The following is a 25,357-nucleotide window of genomic DNA, read 5'->3' as shown; positions in this document are numbered from 1 at the left end:
TTTCTCCTTTACACTTCTTCTTTTCCTAAAATAAGTCTTACTGCCATGTTTGCTTGATGTGCTGCACATATGTTTACTCTTGGTGCCATAAGTCCCATACCATTATTTATATCGCTTTTCTCATCACCGCAAATATATAAGTTTTTCATTTTTTTCGTTGTTTTTATGAGATTTGAACTGTCAAATCCTGCCATACCGTTTCCTGAAATAATTTTTTTGTCTTTATATTCACTTAGAATAGCAGTTATCAGCATAGCTTTATTTTTTGCATCGTCAAAAGCTTCACATATTATATCGTCATCTTTAAATATTTCTGCTGCATTTGTTTCGTTTATCTTTATATCGTCAGCTTTAATATTTAAGTATGGATTTACTTCTTTTAATATATCTATTGTTGCTTTTGTTTTTTTCATTCCAAGGTGTTTTATATAATAATTTTGTCTGTTTAAATTACTTAAGTCTACTTTGTCGAAATCGACTATATGAATATTTTCAATTCCGCTTCTTGCAAGCATTACGGCTATATTTGAACCAAGCCCTCCAAGTCCTGCCACTGCGACTTTTGCGTTTTTTAGCTTTTCATGTATTTCATTTGAAAATCTTATATCTATTATTTGGTTTATTTCTTCTTTTGTAGGTACTTTATTCATCAGCCTCCTCCTACAAAACTTACTACTTCTATTTTGTCGTTATCTTTTATTTTGATCTTATCAAAATCTTTTTTGCTTATTATTTCTTCATTAAGTTCCACTGCTACTTTCTCACTATCAAAATTGCATTTTTCCAGCAGTTCTTTTAAAGAAATATCAGAGAATTTTGTATCTTGACCGTTTATCTTTATCATATTTCCTCCTTTTTCGTAAAAAAAATACCACAAGAAGAATCTACACCCGTGGTGGTGTACCCCTTCTTGTGGTAATCACAATCTAAATATATTATATTAAGTTATATTTTGTTTGTCAATTAAAATTACATTAGAATTCTTTAGAATTATTGACTTTATATAGACATTAGATTAAAATGTGTAGCATGATACATAATATAAAGAGGGAAGATTATGAAAGAAGAAAACTTAGAATTTTATTTTAAAAGAATAAATGACGCACTAATATCTTATGTAAACAATGAACTTAAAGAATTAGATTTAACTTTTTCTCAAATGGAAGTTTTACAGTTTTTATGTGAAAGAAAAAATGAAGAAATATATCAAAAGGATATTGAAAAACATTTTAACCTCTCTCATCCAACAGTAATAGGTATATTAAAAAGACTACAATCAAAAGATTTAATCATAATTAAAAGAAGTGAAAAGGATAAAAGGAAAAGAAATATTATTATTACAAAAAAAGTAACAGATTCGGAAGAAAAAATGTATGCGAAAAAAAATGAAATAGAAGATCATATAAAAAGTTTATTATCAGATGAAGAAATATCTGAGCTAGAAAGGCTTCTTAAAATTTTATGTGAAAATATTATATATAAATTATAGATAATAGGAGAAAATTATGAAAAAAATGGACAATGGAACAAAACGTACTTTAAAAATTTATGGTGCAATACTTATATTCATTATTTTAATGAATATGTTTGTAATTCCTTCTTTAAGTGCAAAACAGATTAAAGAAGTTGATTACAGTACATTTATTACTATGACAGAAGAAAAACAAATTGACGAAGTGGAAATTACATCAAATAAAATATTATTTACAGATAAGTCAGAACCAAAGCATATTTATAAAACAGGTATTATAAATACAGATACACAGCTTGTTGAGAGATTACAAGAAAGCGGTGCAAAGTTTGGTAGTGAAATTGTAGAACAAAATTCTGCTTTTTCTAACTTTTTTATCTGGTTTATATTACCAATAATAATATTTACAGTATTCTTCAGTTTTATAAATAAGAAGATGGCAAAACGTATGGGTTCAGGTGGATTTGGTGCAATGCAGTTTGGAAAAAGTAATGCTAAAGTATACGTTAAATCAACTGACGGTGTAAAATTTAAGGATGTTGCAGGAGAAGATGAAGCGAAAGAAGCTTTAACAGAGATAGTAGATTTTCTACATAATCCCGGCAGATACCAACAAATCGGAGCGAAGATTCCAAAGGGCGCATTACTTGTAGGGCCTCCTGGAACAGGTAAAACACTTCTTGCCAAAGCTGTGGCAGGTGAAGCAAACGTACCATTTTTCTCAATTTCCGGTTCGGAATTTGTTGAGATGTTTGTAGGTATGGGTGCTGCAAAAGTAAGAGATTTATTTAAACAGGCAAATGAAAAGGCTCCTTGCATAGTGTTCATCGATGAAATAGATACTATAGGAAAGAAAAGAGGAAATGCAAATATAGGCGGTAATGATGAAAGAGAACAGACTCTTAATCAGTTGCTTACAGAAATGGACGGTTTTGATTCTTCAAAAGGTGTAATCATATTGGCAGCATCAAACAGACCTGACTCTCTTGATCCTGCACTATTAAGACCCGGAAGATTTGATAGAAGAATTCCTGTTGAGCTTCCAGATTTAAAAGGCAGGGAAGCGATACTTAAAGTTCATGCTAAAAATATCAAGATAGCAAAAAATGTTGATTTTGAAGTTATTGCAAGAACCGCTGCAGGTGCAAGCGGGGCAGAACTTGCAAACATAATAAATGAAGCTGCACTTCATGCGGTTAGAAACGGGAGAAGTGAAGTTACACAACAAGATTTGGAAGAAAGCATTGAAACTGTAATTGCAGGATATCAGAAGAAGAATAAAGTACTTTCTGACAAAGAAAAACTTATTGTTGCTTACCATGAAGTAGGGCATGCACTTGTTGCTGCGAAACAAACAAATTCTGCTCCTGTAACAAAAATCACTATAATACCAAGAACTTCAGGGGCTCTTGGTTATACACTTCAAGTTGATGAAGGCGAACATAACTTAATGAGCAAAGAAGAGCTTGAAAATAAAATTGCAACTTTTACAGGTGGAAGAGCCAGTGAAGAGATTATATTTAATTCAATAACAACCGGTGCTTCAAATGATATCGAACAAGCAACAAAGCTTGCAAGAGCGATGATTACAAGATTTGGTATGAGTGAAGAATTTGGTATGGTTGCATTAGAGACACAAAACAATATGTATCTTGGTGGAGATACTTCCCTTGCTTGTTCAAACGAAACAGCAAGAGAAATTGACAAAAAAGTCGTTGAAGTAATTAATAAACAATATGAAAAAGCAAAAGGAATCCTTAATGACAATATTATGAAACTTCATGAAATCGCAAAATATTTATATGAACATGAAACAATTACAGGTGAAGAATTTATGAAGATTTTAAATGATGAAAAAACTATGGAATAATCCATAGTTTTTTTATTGTATTTTTATTTTTTGTAGTAAAATAATGTATATAAAATCATAAGGATAAAGAAATGAAAATAAATAATAAAATTAAATTGTTTATGATGCTTGGCATTTTATTTTTAATATTAATATTTCCATTTTCATGGATACCTCTTGTAGTATTTCTATATTTTTATTTAAAGAAAAGCGATGATGATAATAAATTAAAAAACAAGAGAAGTATATTGATTATTTTATGTATTTTGGTATGTTTTGTAATTAATATTTTTGTTATTTTTACTCCAAAAATTAACTCGATAAAAATGTCTTCCAATGTAAAAGAAATGAATATTAATTCTACTTATCAAATAAATGTGGATATTTCACCTGATACTTTTTTCAAAGATGATATAAAGTTTTATTCTTCAAATGAAGATGTTGCCACTATATATAAACAGGCGGATAAATTTTATATAAAAAGTTATGAAGAAGGAAATGCAACTTTAAAAATAATTTCTAAAAACAGTAAAACACAAAGTAATGAAATAAATATAAAAGTCATTGATGAGAATAATAAAGAAAAAAGTGAAGATGTAAAAGAAGATGTTAATTATAATAATGCCGATGATTCCAGCGAAGAAAAAACATATGTTTATATTTCAAAGTCTGGAAGTAAATATCATTCTAAAGCAGATTGTTCAAATATGAAGAATGCAGAAAAAATTACTTTAAAAGAAGCAAAAGAAAAGGGACTTACTCCTTGTAAAAGATGTTATTAAAAGGAGAGAAAAATGGAAAATTTTAAACTAACAAACACAATTACAATACCCAAAATCGGATTTGGAACCTATAAAGCAGGAAATGGAAACTGTGAAAGTGCGGTTATTGATGCAATAAATTCGGGATATACCTACTTTGATACTGCTGCTTTTTATAAAAATGAAAGTGATATTGCAAAAGCGATAAAAAATTCAAACGTAAAAAGAGAAGATTTAATAATAGCTTCAAAAGTATGGAGAGAAGACCTCGGATATGATGAAACAATGAAAGCCTTTGAGAAATCATTAAAAGAATTAAATACCGATTATTTAGATGTTTATTTAATTCATTGGCCAAAAGAAAATCCTAACGATATAAATTGGAAACAAAAGGATATAAAAACGTGGAAAGCAATGGAAGAATTATATAAAGCCGGTCGTATTAAAGTAATAGGAGTAAGTAACTTTCTTCCACACCATCTTATAAATTTAATGGAGAATTGCGAAATAAAACCTATGGTAAATCAGCTTGAGTCGCATATAGGATATTTGCAAAAAACAGCATTAGATTTTTGTGTGAAAAATGATATTTTAGTTCAGGCTTGGTCACCTCTTGGCAGAGGAAGAGTTTTAGGTGAAGACTCATTAAAGAAAATTGCAGAGAAATATGGTAAAACAGTACCACAGCTTTGTATTAGATTTTTATATCAATTAGGAATAATGCCAATAATAAAATCCTCATCTGTATATAGAATGAAGGAAAATTTAGATATATTTGATTTTAGTATTGAAAGAGACGATATGTATTATTTAATGTGTCTTCCGCAAATAGGATGGTCAGGAGAACATCCAGATAGAGAAAGAGTTTATTTTGATTGATTAAAGGAGTTAAAATGGAATTTCATAATATAAAACCTGTATATAATAAAGATTCAAAAATACTTATTTTAGGTTCTTTCCCTTCTGTAAAGTCAAGGGAAGAGGAATTCTTTTATGCACATCCTCAAAACAGGTTTTGGAAGGTTATAAGTACTATTACAAATTATCCACTTCCTAAAACTGTAAAAGAAAAGAAAGAAATGTTATTAGAAAGTCATATAGCTGTTTTTGATGTAATAGAGTCTTGTGATATTGTAGGTTCTTCTGACAGTTCAATAAAAAATGTTAAGGTAAATGATTTAAAAGTTATTATTAATAATTCAAAAATAAAAAATATATTTTTAAATGGTGGAACAGCTTTTAATCTTTATAAAAAATATAATAAGGATATTGATATAAGCTATAAAAAATTACCTTCCACAAGTCCTGCAAATGCAAGATATTCTCTTGAGATGCTTTTGAATGAATGGATGGAGATAAAAAAATATATTTAAAAGTACAAGCAAATTTATTTTTTACCCTCATATATTTTATGGGGGTGATTTTTTATGTTAGGATTTTTAGGTATTCTTGATTTACTTCAACAAGTCCTTGTTTTTCTTGGTTACTTATCTTCAAACGAATCTTTTCCAAAACCACTTAAAAAAGATGAAGAGCTTAAGTATTTCAAGCAGTTTAAGGAAGAGAATAATAATAATGCAAAAGAAAAACTTATTAATCATAATTTAAGGTTAGTTGCTCATGTAAGTAAAAAATATTCTTCATCAAATATTCCAAAAGACGACCTTATTTCTATTGGAATAATAGGTCTCATTAAAGGTATAAATTCTTTCGATTATGGCAAAGGAACAAAGTTTGCGACATATGCATCAAGGTGCATAGATAATGAAATATTAATGGCACTTAGAAGTGAAAGCAAAATATCATCAAATGTTTTTTTAGAAGATTATATAAGTTTTGATGAAGAGGGAAATAACATATCCCTTATAGATATTTTATCAACTGATGAAGATGATGTTAATTCTAAAGTGAATTTAAAAGTAGAAAGTGAAAGGTTATATAATATTATAGATGAAGTTTTAACTAAAAGAGAAAAGGAAATTATATATTTAAGATATGGCTTAAAAGGAAGTAAAAATTATACACAAAGAGAAATAGCTAAGAAGTATAATATTTCAAGGTCGTATGTTTCGAGAATAGAAAAAAAGGCAATAGGGAAAATAGCAAATAAGTTTAAAGAATATTAAAACGCCAAAAGGCGTTTTTTTATTATATAACTTTTAGCTATAACAAGCTATGAAAAACAAGAATTATCATATAATAAAAAGATGTGTTATACTATAAGAAATTACCGATAAGGTTTTTTTATTTTTAAAATAAAATTGAAAAATTTTATGGTATAATATAGCGCGTATTTAATAAAAAAATGAGGAATTGGAAGATATGGAGTTAGAAAAAAATAATAGTCCGATTATAAAAATCGAAAACTTACATAAGACTTTTTATTCCAAAGACGGAGAAGTAAACGCCTTAAAAGATATTAACCTTGAAATAAACAAAGGTGATATTTACGGAATAATTGGTATGAGTGGTGCAGGAAAAAGTACCCTTGTAAGATGTATAAACTATCTTGAAAAACCTACAAAAGGAAGAGTTTATATTTCAGGTAAAGATTTATCAAAGTTAAGTGATAAAGAACTTAGAGAAACAAGACATCATGTTGGAATGATTTTTCAACAATTTAATCTTTTAATGCAAGAAACAGTAATAAAAAATGTTATGTTTCCTCTTGAAATTGTAGGAGTAAAAAAAGAGGATGCAAAAAAGAGAGCTTTAGAACTTCTTGAAATGGTAGGTTTAAGTGAAAAAGAAAATGCTTATCCTGCAAAATTAAGTGGTGGTCAAAAACAAAGAGTTGCAATAGCAAGAGCTCTTGCATCAAATCCGGAAGTGTTACTTTGTGACGAAGCAACATCAGCTCTTGACCCAAATACAACAAAGTCAATTTTAGATTTGCTTAAAGACATAAATAAAAAACTTGGTATAACAATAGTTATAATAACTCATGAAATGAGTGTTGTTGAAGAAATTTGTACTCATGTTGCAGTAATCGAAAATTCAATGATTACAGAAACAGGAAGTGTTGAAGAAATATTCACACATCCAAAAAGTAACTGGGCTAAAAATACAATTAATCCTGACAGTAAAAAAATGAGTCAAGATTTGAAGAATAATTCTCTTAGAATTGTATTTGACGGAAGTACAACACATGAACCGGTTATATCAAATATGATTTTAGATACAGGAGTTAAAGTTTCTATTCTTTATGCAAACGTAAAAGATATAGAAGGAAAAGCTCTTGGACAAATTGTTATAGAAATTCCAAAAGACGAAGAAGAAAAAAGAAAAGTTATGGAATATCTTGAAGGTAAAAATTTAGTAGTGGAAAGGATGGAAGATTAATATGTTAGGCAGTGCTGAATGGCAAATGATAGGTGTCGGTATTCTTCAAACACTATATATGACCATTGTTTCCACATTTTTAGGATATATTATAGGTCTTCCAATGGGAGTGTTGCTTGTAACTTCCGCAAAAGGAGGAATAAAAGAAAACAAGGTTATATTTAAGATACTTGACGTTGTTACAAATGTTTTAAGAAGTGTTCCGTTTTTGATTTTACTTGTAGTTTTAATTCCTTTTACAAGATTAATCGTTGGAACAACAATAGGTTCAACAGCAACAATCGTTCCTCTTGTTATAGGAGCGGCACCATTTATTGCAAGAATGGTTGAATCTTCACTTAAGGAGGTTGATAGAGGGGTTATAGAAGCCTCACTTTCAATGGGTGCATCAGTTTACCAAATAGTAACAAAGGTTTTAATTAAAGAAGCAATGCCTTCTTTAATGGTAGGATTTTCAATTTCTATAACAACCATACTTAGTTACTCTGCTCTTGCTGGTTTTGTAGGAGGCGGTGGACTTGGTGATATAGCAATACGTTACGGATATTACAGATATGAATCAACAATAATGATTATTACCGTTGTATTGTTAGTTTTAATAGTTCAAGTTCTTCAGGCAATGGGAACAATTATTGCAAGGAAGATTGATAAAAGAATATAAAATTAAAAAGAAAAGGGAGAAAAGATATGAAAAAATTATTTGCGGTATTATTAACCGGGGCTTTAGTATTCGGCTTATTTGCCGGATGCGGAAGTAGTTCAAGTTCAGATGACAAAGTTATTAAAGTAGGAGCAACAGCAGTTCCTCATGCAGAAATTTTAAATGCAGTTAAAGAAGATTTAGCAAAAGAAGGCTATACACTAGAAATTACAGAATTTACTGATTATGTACAACCAAACAAAGCCGTTGAAGATGGTTCTTTGGATGCAAACTTCTTCCAACATAAACCATACATGGATTCTTTCAATGAAGAACAAGGTACAAATCTTGTATCAGTAGGAACAGTTCACTATGAACCTCTTGGAATTTATCCTGGAAAATCTAAAGATTTAAAAAATATTCCTGATGGTGCAACAATAGCAGTTCCAAACGATACAACAAATGAAGCAAGAGCATTACTTCTTCTTGAAAAAAATGGTGTAATCACACTTAAAAAAGATGCTGGATTAAATGCAACAGCTAAAGATATTGAAAGCAATCCTCACAATGTAAAAATTCAAGAATTAGAAGCTGCTCAAATTCCAAAGAGTTTACAAGATGTTGACTTTGCTGTAATTAACGGTAACTATGCAATGGAAGCTGGTTTAAGCGTAAATAAAGATGCTATCGCAATTGAAACAGCTGATAGTGAAGCTGCTAAAACATATGCAAACATTCTTTGTGTAAAAGCAGGTAATGAAGAAACTGACAAAACAAAAGCATTACTTAAAGCTCTTCAATCAGATACAGTTAAAAACTTCATTGATGAAAAATATGATGGTAGTGTAGTATCTATTTTTGAATAAAATTTAAATGATAAAGAGATATACATTTTAATGTATATCTCTTTTTTTATACTAAAAATTACCAAATAAAATTTTTTATAAAGAATTGAGGAATGTTTTTTAATGTGATATAAAATCTAAAAGCTTATATAAATCAGAAGTTTCAAAATATAATATATAATAATAAATGGAGAAAACACAGGGGTTACAGTAAATGGAATTTTAAGTCCACATGTTCAGAAGTATGAAAATACATAGATACTTTATAAAGTAAACCATTGGGAAAAATGTTCTTGCGTTGATAAAGTTGAATTTGAGAGTTATGAATATAACTGAATAATAGATAAAGAAGCAACATCTACCGAAAAAGGTTTAAAACACCAAGAATGTAGTGTTTGTGGATATAAATTAGTGGAAGTTGAGATTCCTGCTAAATATAGATAATAATGAGAATAATTATAGTAATAATATAGATGAGCTTGATATTAAAGAAAACCGAATACCATCTCTTAAAACCTTGGATAAAAAATTATGGTATTTAGTATGTTACTAATTGTAAGTTTAATATTTATTATAGAGATAATGATATTTATAAAAAAGAAGATTAATATAATTAATTTTCTTTTTGGATAAAATATGAAAAAATCTTTTTTACTTGTAAAAATATAAAAAAAATGTTATAAATATATTATAAAAAATATGTCTTTATTTTTATGATTAAATTCTAGAAAGGAAAATGAGAAATGAAGAAAAAAATATTATCTTTAGCTTTATCAATGTTAATGGTTCTTGCTATGTTGCCAGCAACAGCTTTTGCAGCAACTTCAATTTCTGATAATATTGATGAGCCTGCACTGTAAAAAGCCGCTATTGCTGCTTTAGGAAAAGAAGATGAGCCTGATTATGTCTTAACTGATGAAGATGCAGCAACAATTGAAAGTCTAACAGTTACAGGACTAAAATATGGTTCTTTGAGAGGTTTAGAATATTTTACTGGACTTAAAACTTTGACTGTAACAGATTCTAAAGTTCAAGATTTAAGCTTTTTACAAGGATTATCATCTTTGGAAACTGTTGATTTATCAAATAACAATATTGAGGATTTATCTGGGTTATCAGGCTTAACAAATATAACAAGCCTTAACTTATCAGGTAATAAAATTCAAGATTTAAGTAAGTTAGCTAATTTAACAAGTCTTACATCTTTAAATTTATCAAATAACCTTATTGAAGACGCAGATTTAGCTTCAATATCTGCTATGTCAACAATTACTGATTTAGATTTATCAAATAACAATATTGAGGATTTATCTGGGTTATCAGGCTTAACAGATATAACAAGCCTTAACTTATCAGGTAATAAAATTCAAGATTTAGATGGGATTAAAGGGTTAACAAGTTTAACAGATTTAAATTTATCTTATAATAAAATTGAAGATATTTCTTTCTTAAGTAATTTGTCAAATCTTACTACTTTAGATTTAACAAATAACAGCATTAGTGATAGTGCATATGATAACTTCTTACCTGCTAATTTTAAATCTCAAAGTGGATATGAAAATTGGAAAAAAGAACAAATGGCTACTCAATTAAATCATAACCATAATTATGGTGAATGGGTAAGTGATGAAACAAATCACTGGAAAGAATGTAGTCTTTGTGGCAATATGACAGATATTTCAAATCATACATATAAATGGGTAATCGATAAAGAAGCAACATCTACTGAAAAAGGTTCTAAACACCAAGAATGTAGTGTTTGTGGATATAAATTAGCAGCTGTTGAAATTCCTGTTATAGATGATAGCACTGGAACAAGCGATAATGAAAATGTAGATAAAGTTGATGATAATAAAACTCAAACATTAGCTCCTAAAACATCAGATGAAAATAATATTGTATTATGGGTTGCTATGCTTTGTGTAGGTTTAGTTGGTTTTGGTGGAATAGTTATTTATAATAAAAAAAGAAGTTGTAAATAAGTAATAAAAAAAGACAGTTTAAAAACTGTCTTTTTTATTTTATTCATCAAAGATACTTACGATTTCGCCTTCCAAAATTCTGTTTGTATTTTTTACAGCACAGAAGTTACCGCACATTGAACATGTATCTTCTTTTTCTGGTTTTGATTCTTCTCTGTATCTTCTTGCTTTTTCAGGGTCAATGCATATTTCAAACATTTTTTCCCAGTCAAGTTTCTTTCTTGCTGTACTCATTTCGTTATCCCAGTCTGCTGCATGAGGAACGCCCTTTGCAATATCAGCTGCGTGAGCTGCAATTTTTGTTGCGATGATTCCTTCTTTAACATCATCTAAGTTAGGAAGTCTTAAATGTTCTGCAGGGGTTACGTAGCAAAGGAAACTTGCTCCGTATGTAGCCGCGATTGCTCCACCGATTGCAGATGTTATATGGTCATATCCAGGAGCTACATCTGTTACTATAGGTCCAAGTACATAGAAAGGTGCACCGTGACAAAGTGTTTTTTGTATTTCCATATTAGCTGCTATTTGGTTAAGTGGCATATGTCCAGGGCCTTCAATCATTACTTGAACATCTTTTTCCCATGCTCTTTTTGTAAGTTCTCCAAGAGTTATAAGTTCTTCGATTTGAGCTGCGTCTGTTCCGTCTGCTATTGAACCTGGACGGCAAGCATCACCAAGACTCATAGTTACATCATATTCTCTACAAATATCTAAAACTTCATCATAATATTCATAGAATGGGTTTTCTTCTCCTGTCATTTCCATCCATGCAAAGATGATTGAACCACCTCTTGATACGATATTTGTAAGTCTTTTGTTTCTTTTAAATTTAGTTATTGTTTCTTTATTAATTCCGCAGTGTATTGTCATAAAGTCAACACCGTCTTCTGCATGCATTCTTACAATATCAAGCCATTCTTTTGCAGTAATTTTTATAAGAGGTTTATGATAGTATACAACCGCATCATAAATTGGAACTGTACCTATCATTGCAGGGCATTCACTTGTAAGTCTTCTTCTGAATTTTCTTGTATCTCCATAAGAAGATAAGTCCATGATTGATTCTGCACCCATTTTTACAGCATTGTTTACTTTTTCAACTTCAAGATCCATATCTTTAAAGTCTCTTGATACTCCAAGATTTACATTGATTTTTGTTGTAAGCATAGAGCCTACTCCGTTTGGATCAATGCATTTGTGGTTTTTGTTGCATGGAATTATAACTTTTCCTTCAGCAACAAGCTTAACTAATTTGTTAATATCCATATGTTCTTTTTTTGCGACGATTTCCATTTCTTTTGTTATGATACCTTTTTTTGCCGCATCCATTTGTGTTGTGTAATTCATTTGTTTTCTCCTTTTATAAAAAAAAGCTTATCCAAATGGATAAGCTTAAAATTAACAATATTATTAGCATACATATCATGGCATTATCCATACGAAGTTAAGGGTCAAAATTCGATCGTTTTTTTTCTCAGCCTACGCGTAAGCTCCCCTGCTATTTATTATTTTATTAAATATTATCATTATAATAAAATATTGTCAATAAACATAAAAAAATTTATTTTAGAACTGCATTTGATATTAATTTGTCAAATTTTCTTATGTCCACACCTTTTTTTAAATTAACTTTAATATGTCCGACTTTTGTCCATAATTCTACTTCAGCATTCATATCTAAAAATCCGCCTGCATTTTCTGTGCTCCACATATCTATTGATGTATAAGGAAGAGAATATATTTCTACTTTTTTCCCTTTAAGTCCTTGAGCATCTCTTACAATAAGTCTTTTTGTTGTAAAAACAGCACTGTCTCTTATTGTTTTATATGCCGCTACAGGTTGTTCTCCTTCTACAAGTAATTCTTGTACATCTGCAGGAATAGGGCATTCTGCTGCAAACGTCCATATTAAAATTTCGTTTACTTCTGGCATAATAATTTCCCCCTTAGTTTATTTTCTATATTATATCATATGTTTATTTAAACGTTTAAATAAAATTGTTTAATTTTAAATAAAAAAATGTATAATTTTTTGTTATAATAAATTGAAATAATAGTTTATAGAGGAGAATGTCATGGGAAGAGAAATATATAAATATTTCTTTATGTTTATAATCTGTTTTGCATTTATGTTTCTTTTTATGCCTACACAAAGTTTTGCGGCAACTAATGATTGGAAATATGAAAACGGAACATTAATTAATAGTGAATATGCGTCAGTAGTAATATAAAATGTAACAGAAAATGAAGGAATGCTTACAATAGGGGATAATCGTTTTAATGATAATTTAAAAACTGTTTCTAGCATTGATTTATCGGGAAAAATAACAGATGTTTCTAATCCTGAAAAAGAATATGAAATTTTAGAAATCGGAGAAGATTCTTTTTTTAATTATCGTTTATTAGAAGAGATGGTTTTACCTGAAAGTATAACTTCAATTGGTGGCAGTGCATTTTATAATTGCGAAAAGTTAAATAAAATAAATTTGCCTAATAGTTTAACATACATAGGGGATGGAGCTTTTCAATATTGTGCATCATTAGAAAAAATAATAATACCAAATAATATAACAACAATAAAAGAAAGGACATTTGATGGATGTAGATCATTATCTATAGTTGTTTTGCCGAATAATTTGACTACGATAGAAATGTGTGCATTTAGGTATTGTGAATCATTAGAAGAAATAACTATTCCTGCAAGTGTAACAAATATGGGTATAGATATCTTTTCTTCATGTAAATCTCTTAAAGCCGTTTATTTATTAAGTGAAAATCCACCTTCTATTGGAGGTGAAATATTAGGTTCTTTTAATGAAGCAAAAATTTATATTTCATATAGTAATTTAGAAAAATATAAAAATGATCCTATATGGTCTAAATATATAGATAGTGTAGATTACATAAAAACAAAATTAACAGTTCAAAATGGAACTGGTAGCGGAAATTATGGAGATGGAGAAATTGTAACCATAAAAGCAAATGAAGATAATGAAAAAGAACATTTTTCATATTGGAGTGTATTTGCTTCTCCTAAAAGTAATAGTATTATTGCAAATGAAAATGCAAGAGAAACAACTATTACAATGCCTAACTATGACACTACTGTAGTGGCAAATTTTGAAGCACATGATTATGTTAATGGAAAATGTAGCATTTGCGGATATGACGACCCTAATTATGTTCCAACAAAAGATGATGATAATAATAATGATAATGTAAGTTCCGATACGAGTGAAATTACACAAAATAATAAAAATAATTCTTCTGTTAATACATCAGACCAAAATAATTTTATTTATTATATTTTAGGTCTTATTGTATCTATTATAGGTTTAGGAAGTTTAGTTATTTATAAAAAGAGAAAAAGCTGTTAATATATATTAACAGCTTTTTATATTAATAATTTAATTTAGTAAAAGGATTAATTTATAAGTAAATTTTTTAATTTCATATATAAATAAAAAATATAAAATAACTGTATATTTTTACCCTTATTTGTTGACAATAGGGCTTAATAAAATTATAATAGAAATACTTGATTATAAGCGGTAAGAAGAGTAGATTTAACATCATATCAGGGAGAAAATGCCGTGACTGGAAGCATTTTTTATGCTCTGTTACTTTGAAAAACAACTTACACATACGCTTAACAATTTAATAAAAAGCGGGTATTATACCAATTGGGGTGGCACCGCGGGAAATGAATTCTCGTCCCTGACATAGTTTTTATGTCAGGGGCTTATTTTATATAGAAAGGGAAATAAAATGGGAAGTAAAATATTTGCACCTAAAGGAACAAGAGACCTTTTACCTGATGAAGTAAAAGCTTGGGAAATGGTTGAAGGTAAAATAAAAGAAATATGCAAAACATTTAACTATAAGCAAATCAGAGTGCCTGATTTTGAACATTATGCACTTTTTGACAGAGGGGTAGGAGAAAGTACAGATATTGTAAGTAAAGAGATGTACACTCTAAATCACAGAGGTAAAGATGTATTTGCTCTTAAGCCGGAAGGAACAAGCTCAGTAATAAGAGCTTATATTGAACATGGTATGTCAAGTGGAATTACACCTACTAAACTATATTATATTACATCATGTTTTAGAAGTGAAAGACCACAAAAAGGAAGACAAAGACAATTCCATCAATTTGGTATTGAAGCAATAGGTTCATATTCTGCAAGTATGGATGCAGAAGTAATAATGCTTGTAAGAACTTTATTTAAAAAACTTGGAATAAAAGGCTTACAACTTAGAATAAACAGTGTAGGCTGTCCAAAATGCAGAAGCGCATATTATGAAAAGTTAAAAGAATATGTAAAACCATTTGAAAATGAACTTTGCGAAGACTGTAGAGATAGACTTAATAAAAATCCAATGAGAATTTTAGACTGTAAAAACGAACATTGTAAAACACTTCTTAAAGATGCACCTTTAATGGTTGATTATTTATGTGAAGAATGTAATGAACATTTTGAAAGTGTAAAAGATTATCTTACAAATGCTGAAATTGAGTTTGTTGTAGATCCTAAAATAGTAAGAGGACTTGATTATTATACACAAACGGCTTTTGAGTTTGTTTCTACTGACTTAGGCTCACAAGGAACAGTATGTGGCGGAGGAAGATATAACGGTCTTGTTAAGATGATAGGCGGTCCTGATACTCCTGGAGTTGGGTTTGGGCTTGGACTTGAAAGATTAATGCTTATTATGGAAGAACAAGGACTTTTAAATGACTTAGAAGATGATGAGATTGATGTATATTTGGCTCCTGTTGGAAAAGAAGCTTCAAAAGTTGCTTTTAAGACATTTAAGAAACTTACAGATAGCGGTATTAAAGCAAGTATCGATGTTATGGATAGAAGCTTAAAGGCTCAAATGAAATATGCAAATAAAGTTAATACAAAATATACTGCAATTTTAGGTGAAGATGAACTTCAAAAAGGAGTTTATACTCTAAGAGATATGCGCTCTAAAGAACAAGAAGAAGTTAATATAGAAAATTTATTTGAATATATAAAAGAAAAATTAGGAGAGTAAGATGAAGAGAAAAACAAGTTATAGAACATGCATGTGTGCAGAAATAACAAAAGAAGATTTAGGAAAAACAGTTACCCTTGCAGGTTGGGTACAAAGAAGAAGAGACCTTGGCGGGGTTATTTTCATTCATTTAAGAGACAGAAGCGGTATTATGCAATTAGTTGCAAATAGTGAACTTAATAAAGAAGTATTTGAAAAAGCAGAACATATTAGAAATGAATATGTACTTAAAGTAACAGGTGAAGTTGTTTTAAGAGATGAAGAAAACTTCAACCCAAATATTGAAACAGGTGAACTTGAACTTAAACTTGATACAATGGAAGTTCTTGATACAGCAAATACACCACCTATTTATATCGATGAAACAGATAATGCAAATGAAGCAACAAGACTTGAATATAGATTCTTAGACCTTAGAAAAGAAGGCATTAAAAATAATCTTATTACAAGAGCAAAAACATGTTCTATTGTAAGAAACTTCTTAGATAGTGAAGGATTTTTAGAAATTGAAACTCCATTCCTTGGAAAACCTACACCTGAAGGTGCCAGAGACTTCCTTGTTCCAAGTAGAGTAAGAAAAGGAAAATTCTTTGGACTTCCACAATCACCACAATTATTTAAACAAATTTTAATGATTGCCGGAATGGATAGATATTATCAAATAGTAAAATGTTTCAGGGATGAAGACTTAAGACAAGACAGACAACCTGAATTTACTCAAATTGACCTTGAAATGAGTTTTGTTGATGTTGATGATGTTATTGACGTAAATGAAAGACTTGTTAAAAAGATTTTCAAAGAAATCATTGATTATGATATTGAAACTCCTATTATGAGAATGGAATATCAAGAAGCAATGGACAGATTTGGTTCTGATAAACCTGATACAAGATTTGGAATGGAACTTTTTGATTTAAGTGATATTTTAAAAGATTGTAAATTTAATGTATTTGCAGGGCCAATCAAAAACGGCGGAAGCGTAAGAGCAATAAACGCAAAAGGTCTTGCAAGTTTCTTCTCTAGAAGAGATATTGACGCATTAGTTGATTATGTTAAAACATATGGTGCAAAAGGTCTTGCTTGGATTGCTGTAAATGAAGACGGTTCAATTAAATCTCAAATTACAAAATTCTTAAGTGAAGAAGAAACAAATGGTATTTTAGAAAGAGCTAAAGCAGAAAACGGAGATATCGTATTTATTGTTGCAGATAAAAATAAGGTTGTTTATGATTCTTTAGGAAACTTAAGACTTCATATTGCTAAAAAAGCAGATATTAAAATGGATGAAGGTTTTAATTTCTTATGGGTTACAAACTTCCCAATGTTTGAATATGATGAAAATGAAAAGAGATTTAAAGCAATGCATCATCCTTTCACTGCTCCAATGGATGAAGATCTTGATAAACTTGAAAGTGATCCTGCAAGTGTAAGAGCAAAAGCTTATGACCTTGTAGTAAATGGAGTTGAAATGGGTGGAGGAAGTATCAGAATCCATTCAGGTGATGTACAACAAAGAGTATTCAATGTTCTTGGTTTCTCTGATGAAGAAGCTGAAAATAAATTCGGTTTCTTGTTAAAAGCTTTAAAATACGGAACACCTCCACATGGTGGTTTAGCATTTGGTTTAGATAGAATGATCATGCTTTTAGTTGGAACAGAAAACATAAGAGACGTTATTGCATTCCCTAAAACTCAAAACCACTCTTGTTTAATGTCAGATGCTCCAAGTATCGTAAGTGAAGAACAACTTGAAGAACTAGGCATTGAAGTTGTTGATGAGGAAGAATAATGGATAAAAAACAAATTGATAGAATAAACGAACTTGCAAAAAAGAAGAAAACTGTTGGACTTACAGATGAAGAATTAAAAGAACAACAAGAACTATATAAAATTTATCTTGGTAATATTAGAAGAAATTTCAAAAATACCGTTGATAATATTGTTGTTGAAAGAGAAGACGGAAGTACTATTCCTTTAAAAGAATTTAACAGAAGAAAAAAACAATAAAAAAGAGCTTATTATAAGCTCTTTTTTTGTAGAAATAAGTTTTGTTTGTAAACTTATTTAATAAATGAAGAAATAATAATTAAATTAAGAAAAGTTATATAGTTATTATTACCCATTTTTGGCAAAAAATGGGTAATATACAAATAAGTACTAAACATGATAAAATAATTATAACGTTAAAATTTAAGGAGAAAGCCATGAAAAAGAAAATTCTCAAATATTTATTTATGTTTGTCTTATGTTTTGCTTTTGTATTTATTCCAAGGGAAAGTTTTGCTGCTTTAGGAGACTGGATTTATGATGAACAGGCTGCAACTTTAACAAATGAAGAAGGTATAGTAATAAACAATGTAACGGCAAATGGCAACGAGTTTACAATTGGGAATAATGAAAATGGAAGTTTTACTACTATTGATTTAACAGGAGAAATAAAGGATGTTTCGGGAGAAGAATATAGGATTGTATCAATTAGCGATTGGGCGTTTTATAATTGTATCAGGCTAACAGAAGTAAGTATCCCTAGTAGTATAACATCAATTGGTGAAGGAGTTTTTCATTCTTGTACGGGGCTTAATAAAATAACTATACCTGATAATATAACATCAATCGGGAATTTAGCATTCTTTAATTGTAGTAAATTATCACAAATAACTATACCAAATAAAGTAACGTCAATTGGTGAATATGTATTTTATAATTGCGAAAATTTATCAGAAATAATCATACCGGAAAGTATAACATCAATTGGTGAAGGTGCGTTTTATAATTGTATAGGATTAACTGAAATAACAATACCTGAAGGTATAACATCAATAGAAGAAGGTACATTTAATAAATGTGAAAATTTAGCAAAAATAACTTTACCAGAAGGCGTAACATCAATAGGAAATTTGGCTTTTGACTGCTGTTATTCATTAACAGAAATAAATATTCCAGAAAGTGTAACTTCTATTGGCGAAAATTCTTTTGCTTTTTGTACAAAATTAGAAGAAATAATTATACCAAAGTCAGTGAAATCAATTGGTTTAGATGCATTTTATAATTGTTCTTTTTTAGAAAGAGTTTATTTAATGAGCGAAGATCCTGCAAAGCTTGGAGATAATGTTTTTTATAGCTGCAGCAGTCTTTCTGATATTTATGTTCCTTCTTTAAGTGTTGATACTTACAAAAAGGAGGATAAGTGGAGTGACTATGCACATTTAATTAAAGCTGGAATTTATAAATTAACTGTTGAAAATGGAAGTGGAAGTGGGTATTATTTGCCTGGAAAAATAGTAACTATAAAAGCAAAAAAAGAGAATAATGAAAATGAACATTTTATTTCATGGACTATAGTAAGTGGAGAAGGTGTTGTTTTAGCTGATGAAAATGCAAAAGAAACGACATTTACAATGCCGAATAATGACGTTACTATTACAGCTAACTTTGAAATACACGATTATGAAGATGGTAAATGCAGTATATGTGGATATGAAGATGAAAACTATATTCCGCCAAAAGATCAAAATAAAAATGATAGCAGTATAAATAATGAAACGAATAATAAAACTCAAACTGCATTATCTTCCGTGAATACATCAGATGAAAATAATGTTGTTTATTATGTTATTGCGTTAATTATATCTATAATATCTATAGGAAGTTTATGTATTTATAAAAATAAAAAAGGCTGTTAAGAAGATTTCTTAACGGTCTTTTTTTATGTTTATATTTTTAAATATATTTAACTAAATTAAAAAAAATATACCCATTTTTAATAAAAAATGGGTAGTGTACAAATGATTAGTAAATATGATAAAATAATTATAACGTTAAAATTAAAGGAGAAAGCCATGAAGAAGAAATTACTCAAATGTTTATGTATGCTTGCTATATGTTTTGCCTTTATATTCCTTTTTATTCCAAAGGAAAGCTTTGCTGCATCAGGCGACTGGACGTATAATGCACAAAACCAAACATTAACAAATAGTGAAAATACTCAATTAGTAATAAATAATGTAACGGCTGACGGAAATAGTTTAACCATAGGAGCAAATCAAAAAGGAAGTTTTACAACTCTTGATTTAACGGGAGAAATAAGAGATGGGAATGGAACAGAGTATGCGATTACCGCAATCGATAGTCAAGGTTTTTATGCTTGTTCCTCATTAACAAATATAGAACTTCCAAACACTCTTACATCTATTGGAGACTCTGCTTTTGAAAGTTGTGAAGCGTTAAAGGAAATAGTAATTCCAGACAGTGTAACTTCAATGGGAGGATGGGTGTTTAAATATTGCTATGCCCTTCAAAACGTAACATTATCTAATAATTTAACATCAATCAAAAATAGTACTTTTCAGTTATGTGAGGCATTAACTGAAATAACCATACCAGATAGTGTAACTTTGATTGAGACAAATGCATTTGCAAACTGCTCTTCATTAACTAAAATAAATATACCTAACGGAGTAAGTAGGATAAACGAAAATACATTTTACAAATGTTACTCATTAAGTGAAATAACTATACCGGATAGCGTGACATCAATAGGTACTTTATCATTTTTCGGGTGTAGAGCTTTAAGTGAAATAACAATACCTGAAAATGTAACGTCTATTGAGGAAAGTGCATTTCAGGGGTGTATCTTATTAAATGAAATAACAATACCTAAAGGGGTAACCTCTATTAGTAATTATGCATTTTTTGAGTGTAAAGCCTTAAGTAAAGTAAACATTTTAGGTAATGTAACGAAAATAGGCGATTATGCATTTCAATCATGCGAAGCACTAGAAGAAATAAATATACCAGATAGTGTAACATCAATAGGTACATTTGCATTTAAAAATTGCTATTCATTAACAAATATAAACATACCGGATGGAGTGACATCAATTAATAATTATACATTTGATGGGTGTAAATCATTAAGTGAAATAGTAATTCCAAGCAGTGTGACAACAATAGGAAGTTCTGCCTTTGAAGATTGTTATTCATTAAGCAAGGTAACTATGTCAGATGGAATTACATCAATTAATGGGTCTGCCTTTAAAGGATGTAGAGCTTTAAGTGAAATAACCATTCCAGATACTGTAACAACATTAGGAAGTTCTGTATTTTCAGGCTGTACTTTATTAACAAAGGTAAATATACCAGGTGGAGTAACATCAGTCAGCAGTTATCTATTTAGAGAATGCAGTTCATTAAGTGAAGTAATAATTCCGGATAAAGTAACGAAAATAGGAAGTTCTTCCTTTGAAGGATGCAGTTCCATAAAGGAAATAACAATTCCAAATAATGTAACATCAATAGGAGAGTACGCTTTTGAAGACTGCTCTTCATTAACAAAGATAAACATACCGGATGGAGTGACATCAATTAGTAAATATACTTTTGATGGATGTAGTTCTTTAAGTGAAATAACAATTCCAAAGAATGTTACATCAATAGAAAGATATGCATTTGAAAATTGTACTTTGCTTAAAAAGGTTTATTTATTGAGTGAAACTCCTGTATCTATTGGAGATGATATTTTTTATAATTGTAATAGTCTTTCTGTTATTTATGTTCCTTCTGCTTTGGTTGAAGAATATAAAAGTTCAAATGACTGGAACAATTATAAAGATATAATCAAAGGAATATATAAATTAACCGTTGAAAATGGAAGTGGAAGCGGTAATTTTGGAGAAGGTGAAATAGTAAGCATAAAAGCAAATAATAATAATAAGAATGGACATTTTACTTCATGGAGCATAACGAGCGGAAACGATATTGTTTTTTCTAATATAAATGCAGTAGAAACTACATTTACAATGCCAAATAGTGATGTTATAATTACTGCTGTATTTGAAGCTCATAATTATGTAAACGGAAAATGCAGTGTTTGTGGATACGAAGACCCTGATTATATTATCTCAAACGGTGATAGAAACGATAAGACAACAGCTTCTTTAGTTAATACATCAGATGAGAATAATGTTATAGTTTATGTTACTTTGCTTATAATATCTTTAATGGCAATAGGAAGTTTATATATTTATAAAAATAAAAAAGACTGTTAAGAATTCTTAACAGTCTTTTCTTATGTTTTTATGATAAATAAAAAAAGCCCTAAGGCTTATAAATTATGGCGGAGTGGGTGGGATTCGAACCCACGGTACCCCGATAAGAGTACAATTGATTTCCAATCAATCCCGTTATGACCACTTCGATACCACTCCTAATTATTTACTTATTAATAATATCTAAAAAGGTCTATAAAATCAAGTAAATTGTTTTTTATTATCTTTAAATGGTAATTTCTTTAATTAAAAAAGACCGCATATTGCGGTCTAATATTTTTACTATTTAACTCTTTCCATGTATTCACCAGTTCTTGTATCGATTCTGATGATATCTCCTTCTTCAACGAATAAAGGAACGTTAACTTGAGCGCCTGTTTCTACAGTTGCAGGTTTTGTTGCACCTTGAGCTGTATCACCTTTAAAACCAGGTTCTGTTTGAGTTATTTCTAATTCAACAAATAATGGAGGTGCCACGCTGAAAGCTTCTCCCGCATGGAATCTGATTGTAGCATTATCATTTTCTTTTAAGTAGATAATAGCATCTGCTACTTGGTCGTAGTTAAGTGGAATTTGGTCAAAAGTTTCACCATCCATGAAATAGTATAATTCACCATCGTTGTATAAATATTGCATTTCTTTTGTTGTAATTTCTGCTTTTGGATATTTTTCGTTTGGTGAGAATGTTTTTTCTACAGTTGAACCTGTTTTAATGTTTTTTATTTTTGCTCTTACGAAAGCGCTTCCTTTTCCTGGTTTTACATGTTGAAATTGGACAATTGTAAATACGTCTCCGTCCATTTCAAATGTTACACCATTTCTAAAATCGCCTGCTGAAATCATAAATTATATACCTCCATATATTTTGTAACCTATTATTTTTCACATATTCAATTTATTATAGCATACATATTTTAGTTTGGAAATAGTATTGTATCTTTTTTTTCCAACTTTACTTTGTTTGCTTTTTCAATTTCTTCAAAGTTTTCTCTTAAAAGTTTTAATAAATCATTTGGTGATAAAATTTCATTTATTCTTAAAGAAAGAGTAGTGTTTATAATTAATACATTATTTTCTTGTTCACATGTAAAATCAAATATATTTGGTTTTATGTCTCTTGTTACTTCTCTTCCTTTTTTATTTATTTTTGTTATATTTAATTCACTGGAATTTTTTATAAAGTCATTTATTTTATCATCAAGATTATTATTTGCTTCACTTATATATATTTTTATTTGATATATGGCACTGTCAAGAACTTTCCCGAGTGTTTTTGAACCTTCTTCAAGTTTTTCTGCCTTTATTATTTGAAGATTATCAGGAAGAGCATTGTTTAATCTTTCCATTAGTTCATTAGTTTCATAATCTTCTTTAGTTTCAACATCCATATATTCTCCCTTAGAAGATGTAAATAAAGGCAGCGGTGGGGCAAAGTGTACTTTTGGATGAGGGTTAAAACCTTTTGAATGTTCAAGATCCATTCCTGCTCTTCTAAATGCTCTTTGTACTACATTTAGTATATCAAGATGAGATATAAATACGAGATTATCTACTTTTATATATTTAAGTCTATACTTCAAATTTACACCTCCCATATGCTTTGCTTATTCCACAAGCCGAACATTGTTTATGACAAGGCGGGGTTGTGGTTTCTTTTTTTGCTTTTTCATTTTCCCTTATTAAGAATTCTTTATCTACATGATAATCGAATTTATCCCAAGGAAGTTCATCTTCATAACTAAGCTTTCTTGATGCATATTCCTGTGCATCTATTCCCATATCTTTTAAGGCTTTTATCCAGCCTTCATAGTTGAAATGATCAAACCATGAGTCAAATACACATCCGTTATTATATGCGTTTATTATCGCCTGTGACAAGCTCCTGTCTCCCTTTGCAAGCACTGCTTCAAGCATTGAAAGTTTGCTGTCATGGTAATTATATGTTACCTGCTTTGGCATTACAGATTTTAGATATTGTTGTTTTCTGTGAAATTCTTCCATTGTGTTTTGAGGGAACCACTGAAATGCCGTAAAAGGTTTTGGAACAAAACACGATGTGCTTACAGTAAGTTTAAATGGTTTTGCTCTTTTCTTTTTATCTATGCTGTAATATACATCAATTATTTTTTGTGCAAGGTCTGCAATACCTTTTATATCTTCATCTGTTTCGTATGGTAGGCCTATCATAAAATAAAGTTTTATTTTTGAGTATCCTGTTTCAAATACTTGTTTTATTGTTGATAAGATTTCTTCTTCGGTTAAGTTTTTATTTATTATGTTTCTCATTCTTTGGCTTCCTGCTTCAGGGGCAAAAGTAAGAGAACCTTTTTTTTGATTTCCAAGTTCTTCAGATAATTCAAGAGAGAATTGATCCATTCTAAGAGATGGAAGAGAAATATTTACTTTCTTATCTTTATAAGTTGAAACAAGATGTTTTATTAAATCCATACAATGAAAATGGTCTGTTGTACTAAGGCTTGAAAGAGACATTTCTTCATACCCTGTATTTTCTATTAAAGCTTTTGCTTCCTTTTGTAAGTTTTCTAGAGATTTCTGTCTTACGGGACGGTATATCATTCCTGCTTGGCAAAATCTACATCCTCTGAAACATCCACGCATTACTTCAAGTGTTATTCTGTCATGTACTGCCGGAGTGTATGGAACAATCGGTTTTTTTATTGTGTATACGTTGTTCATACTTTCAATAATAGATTTTTCTACTTTTTCTTGTTTGATTTCTTCAAGGTTTGGAATATATACTCCCGTAACTTCACTGGATTTTATAAGGAAATCTTTTTTTGAAGAAGAATTCTTATATAATTCCATTAAGTGAGGTAATACTTCTTCTCCTTCTCCAAGCATCATCAAATCAAAAAAGTCTGCAAATGGTTCTGGATTACATGTGCAAGGACCTCCGCAAACAACAAGAGGATCATCTTCGGTTCTGTCTTTTGCAAGAAATGGAATTCCTGCAAGATCAAGCATTAACAGAACTGTTGTAAGGCACATTTCAAATTGTATTGTAAAACCTACAAAATCACAGTCTGATACTTTTGAGAAACTTTCCAAAGTATATAATGGGAAGTTGTGTTCTCTCATAAGGTTAACCATGTCCATGTTGGGAGCAAATACTCTTTCACACATTACATCATCCATATTATTTAATACTTCATAAAGTATTTTCATTCCAAGATGTGACATTCCTATTTCATATATATCAGGGAAACAAAAAGCAAATCTAACCGCAGGATTTTCCTTTGGCTTTTCGCTGTTAAATTCATCTCCGATATATCTTGATGGTTTTTCTACGTAAGGTAAAATATTTTCAAATAAATAATTTTTTAAATCTTTCATATTCTTTCCTCATATATGTTTTG

The 25,357-nt window shown here is 29.6% G+C and carries 24 protein-coding genes and 1 tRNA gene; 17 read left to right on the top strand and 8 right to left on the bottom strand.

Annotated elements, in window-relative coordinates:
- Positions 1 to 8: 8 nt before the first annotated feature.
- Entirely contained in the window at positions 9 to 650 is a 642-nt protein-coding gene (gene thiF / locus V2W16_RS06620; protein WP_329383370.1) for a sulfur carrier protein ThiS adenylyltransferase ThiF, read from the bottom strand.
- Positions 650 to 844, bottom strand: a complete 195-nt coding sequence (gene thiS, locus V2W16_RS06615; RefSeq protein ID WP_329383367.1) for a sulfur carrier protein ThiS — start codon at positions 842 to 844, stop codon at positions 650 to 652. Before thiS ends, thiF begins: the two co-directional genes overlap by 1 nt.
- A gap of 213 nt (positions 845 to 1,057) precedes the next feature.
- Here thiS and V2W16_RS06610 point away from each other — a divergent pair, with 213 nt between their 5' ends.
- The 10 genes from V2W16_RS06610 to V2W16_RS06565 all read left to right on the top strand — a co-directional run bounded on the left by V2W16_RS06610 (position 1,058) and on the right by V2W16_RS06565 (position 10,890).
- The gene (locus V2W16_RS06610; protein WP_329383364.1) at positions 1,058 to 1,489 is read left to right on the top strand and encodes a MarR family winged helix-turn-helix transcriptional regulator; all 432 of its coding nucleotides are present in this window, start codon (positions 1,058 to 1,060) and stop codon (positions 1,487 to 1,489) included.
- Positions 1,490 to 1,505: 16 nt separating this feature from the next.
- On the top strand, positions 1,506 to 3,341 hold the full coding sequence (ftsH, locus tag V2W16_RS06605; RefSeq protein WP_329383361.1) for an ATP-dependent zinc metalloprotease FtsH: 1,836 nt from the start codon (positions 1,506 to 1,508) through the stop codon (positions 3,339 to 3,341).
- Between the two features lie 71 nt (positions 3,342 to 3,412).
- Complete coding sequence (locus tag V2W16_RS06600; protein WP_329383358.1) at positions 3,413 to 4,102, top strand: hypothetical protein; 690 nt, start codon at positions 3,413 to 3,415, stop codon at positions 4,100 to 4,102.
- A 12-nt stretch (positions 4,103 to 4,114) separates the two neighbouring features.
- Positions 4,115 to 4,960, top strand: coding sequence for an aldo/keto reductase (locus tag V2W16_RS06595; RefSeq protein ID WP_329383354.1), 846 nt, complete (start codon positions 4,115 to 4,117; stop codon positions 4,958 to 4,960).
- 14 nt (positions 4,961 to 4,974) lie between these two features.
- Positions 4,975 to 5,454 (top strand): DNA-deoxyinosine glycosylase, encoded by a 480-nt coding sequence (locus V2W16_RS06590; protein WP_329383351.1) that lies wholly within the window; start codon positions 4,975 to 4,977, stop codon positions 5,452 to 5,454.
- Positions 5,455 to 5,508: 54 nt separating this feature from the next.
- Positions 5,509 to 6,207, top strand: a complete 699-nt coding sequence (sigK, locus tag V2W16_RS06585; RefSeq protein WP_329383348.1) for an RNA polymerase sporulation sigma factor SigK — start codon at positions 5,509 to 5,511, stop codon at positions 6,205 to 6,207.
- A 196-nt stretch (positions 6,208 to 6,403) separates the two neighbouring features.
- Complete coding sequence (locus V2W16_RS06580) at positions 6,404 to 7,423, top strand: methionine ABC transporter ATP-binding protein (protein ID WP_138268171.1); 1,020 nt, start codon at positions 6,404 to 6,406, stop codon at positions 7,421 to 7,423.
- A gap of 1 nt (position 7,424) precedes the next feature.
- Positions 7,425 to 8,084, top strand: a complete 660-nt coding sequence (locus tag V2W16_RS06575; protein ID WP_138268170.1) for a methionine ABC transporter permease — start codon at positions 7,425 to 7,427, stop codon at positions 8,082 to 8,084.
- A gap of 26 nt (positions 8,085 to 8,110) precedes the next feature.
- Positions 8,111 to 8,929 carry a MetQ/NlpA family ABC transporter substrate-binding protein gene (locus V2W16_RS06570; protein ID WP_138268169.1) on the top strand — a complete coding sequence of 273 codons (819 nt, stop codon included), beginning with the start codon at positions 8,111 to 8,113 and terminating at the stop codon, positions 8,927 to 8,929.
- A gap of 950 nt (positions 8,930 to 9,879) precedes the next feature.
- The gene (locus V2W16_RS06565; RefSeq protein ID WP_329383342.1) at positions 9,880 to 10,890 is read left to right on the top strand and encodes a leucine-rich repeat domain-containing protein; all 1,011 of its coding nucleotides are present in this window, start codon (positions 9,880 to 9,882) and stop codon (positions 10,888 to 10,890) included.
- Between the two features lie 39 nt (positions 10,891 to 10,929).
- Here V2W16_RS06565 and thiC read toward each other — a convergent pair whose 3' ends face one another.
- Positions 10,930 to 12,237 carry a phosphomethylpyrimidine synthase ThiC gene (gene thiC / locus V2W16_RS06560; protein ID WP_329383339.1) on the bottom strand — a complete coding sequence of 436 codons (1,308 nt, stop codon included), beginning with the start codon at positions 12,235 to 12,237 and terminating at the stop codon, positions 10,930 to 10,932.
- A gap of 214 nt (positions 12,238 to 12,451) precedes the next feature.
- Positions 12,452 to 12,823, bottom strand: a complete 372-nt coding sequence (locus V2W16_RS06555) for a PH domain-containing protein (RefSeq protein WP_329383337.1) — start codon at positions 12,821 to 12,823, stop codon at positions 12,452 to 12,454.
- A 142-nt stretch (positions 12,824 to 12,965) separates the two neighbouring features.
- Here V2W16_RS06555 and V2W16_RS06550 point away from each other — a divergent pair, with 142 nt between their 5' ends.
- The 7 genes from V2W16_RS06550 (at position 12,966) to V2W16_RS06520 (ending at position 21,980) form a co-directional block, all read left to right on the top strand.
- Positions 12,966 to 13,121 (top strand): hypothetical protein, encoded by a 156-nt coding sequence (locus V2W16_RS06550; protein ID WP_329383335.1) that lies wholly within the window; start codon positions 12,966 to 12,968, stop codon positions 13,119 to 13,121.
- A gap of 21 nt (positions 13,122 to 13,142) precedes the next feature.
- Positions 13,143 to 14,267, top strand: a complete 1,125-nt coding sequence (locus tag V2W16_RS06545) for a leucine-rich repeat protein (protein WP_329383332.1) — start codon at positions 13,143 to 13,145, stop codon at positions 14,265 to 14,267.
- Positions 14,268 to 14,658: 391 nt separating this feature from the next.
- A complete protein-coding gene (gene hisS, locus V2W16_RS06540) occupies positions 14,659 to 15,933 on the top strand; it encodes a histidine--tRNA ligase (RefSeq protein ID WP_329383329.1) in 1,275 nt (424 codons plus the stop codon).
- A 1-nt stretch (position 15,934) separates the two neighbouring features.
- Positions 15,935 to 17,722: an aspartate--tRNA ligase gene (gene aspS / locus V2W16_RS06535; RefSeq protein WP_329383326.1), complete on the top strand. Its 1,788-nt coding sequence runs from the start codon at positions 15,935 to 15,937 to the stop codon at positions 17,720 to 17,722.
- The gene (locus tag V2W16_RS06530; RefSeq protein WP_329383323.1) at positions 17,722 to 17,940 is read left to right on the top strand and encodes a DUF896 domain-containing protein; all 219 of its coding nucleotides are present in this window, start codon (positions 17,722 to 17,724) and stop codon (positions 17,938 to 17,940) included. Before aspS ends, V2W16_RS06530 begins: the two co-directional genes overlap by 1 nt.
- A 197-nt stretch (positions 17,941 to 18,137) precedes the next feature.
- Positions 18,138 to 19,616 carry a leucine-rich repeat protein gene (locus V2W16_RS06525; protein WP_329383321.1) on the top strand — a complete coding sequence of 493 codons (1,479 nt, stop codon included), beginning with the start codon at positions 18,138 to 18,140 and terminating at the stop codon, positions 19,614 to 19,616.
- Positions 19,617 to 19,772: 156 nt separating this feature from the next.
- A complete protein-coding gene (locus V2W16_RS06520) occupies positions 19,773 to 21,980 on the top strand; it encodes a leucine-rich repeat protein (RefSeq protein WP_329383318.1) in 2,208 nt (735 codons plus the stop codon).
- A gap of 66 nt (positions 21,981 to 22,046) precedes the next feature.
- Here V2W16_RS06520 and V2W16_RS06515 read toward each other — a convergent pair.
- The 4 genes from V2W16_RS06515 to V2W16_RS06500 form a co-directional block, all read right to left on the bottom strand.
- Positions 22,047 to 22,139, bottom strand: a tRNA-Ser gene (locus tag V2W16_RS06515).
- A 123-nt stretch (positions 22,140 to 22,262) separates the two neighbouring features.
- On the bottom strand, positions 22,263 to 22,823 hold the full coding sequence (gene efp / locus V2W16_RS06510) for an elongation factor P (RefSeq protein ID WP_138268158.1): 561 nt from the start codon (positions 22,821 to 22,823) through the stop codon (positions 22,263 to 22,265).
- Between the two features lie 71 nt (positions 22,824 to 22,894).
- Positions 22,895 to 23,560: a TIGR03936 family radical SAM-associated protein gene (locus V2W16_RS06505; RefSeq protein WP_329383315.1), complete on the bottom strand. Its 666-nt coding sequence runs from the start codon at positions 23,558 to 23,560 to the stop codon at positions 22,895 to 22,897.
- On the bottom strand, positions 23,550 to 25,334 hold the full coding sequence (locus V2W16_RS06500) for a TIGR03960 family B12-binding radical SAM protein (RefSeq protein ID WP_329383312.1): 1,785 nt from the start codon (positions 25,332 to 25,334) through the stop codon (positions 23,550 to 23,552). Before V2W16_RS06500 ends, V2W16_RS06505 begins: the two co-directional genes overlap by 11 nt.
- Positions 25,335 to 25,357 lie beyond the last annotated feature (23 nt).

It is taken from the genome of Anaerofustis butyriciformans (assembly GCF_036289385.1).
In the GTDB taxonomy this organism is placed as follows: Bacteria; Bacillota; Clostridia; order Eubacteriales; family Anaerofustaceae; genus Anaerofustis; species Anaerofustis butyriciformans.
The sequence above is the reverse complement of the archived record's forward strand: the minus strand, read 5'-3'. Positions and strand labels throughout refer to the sequence as shown.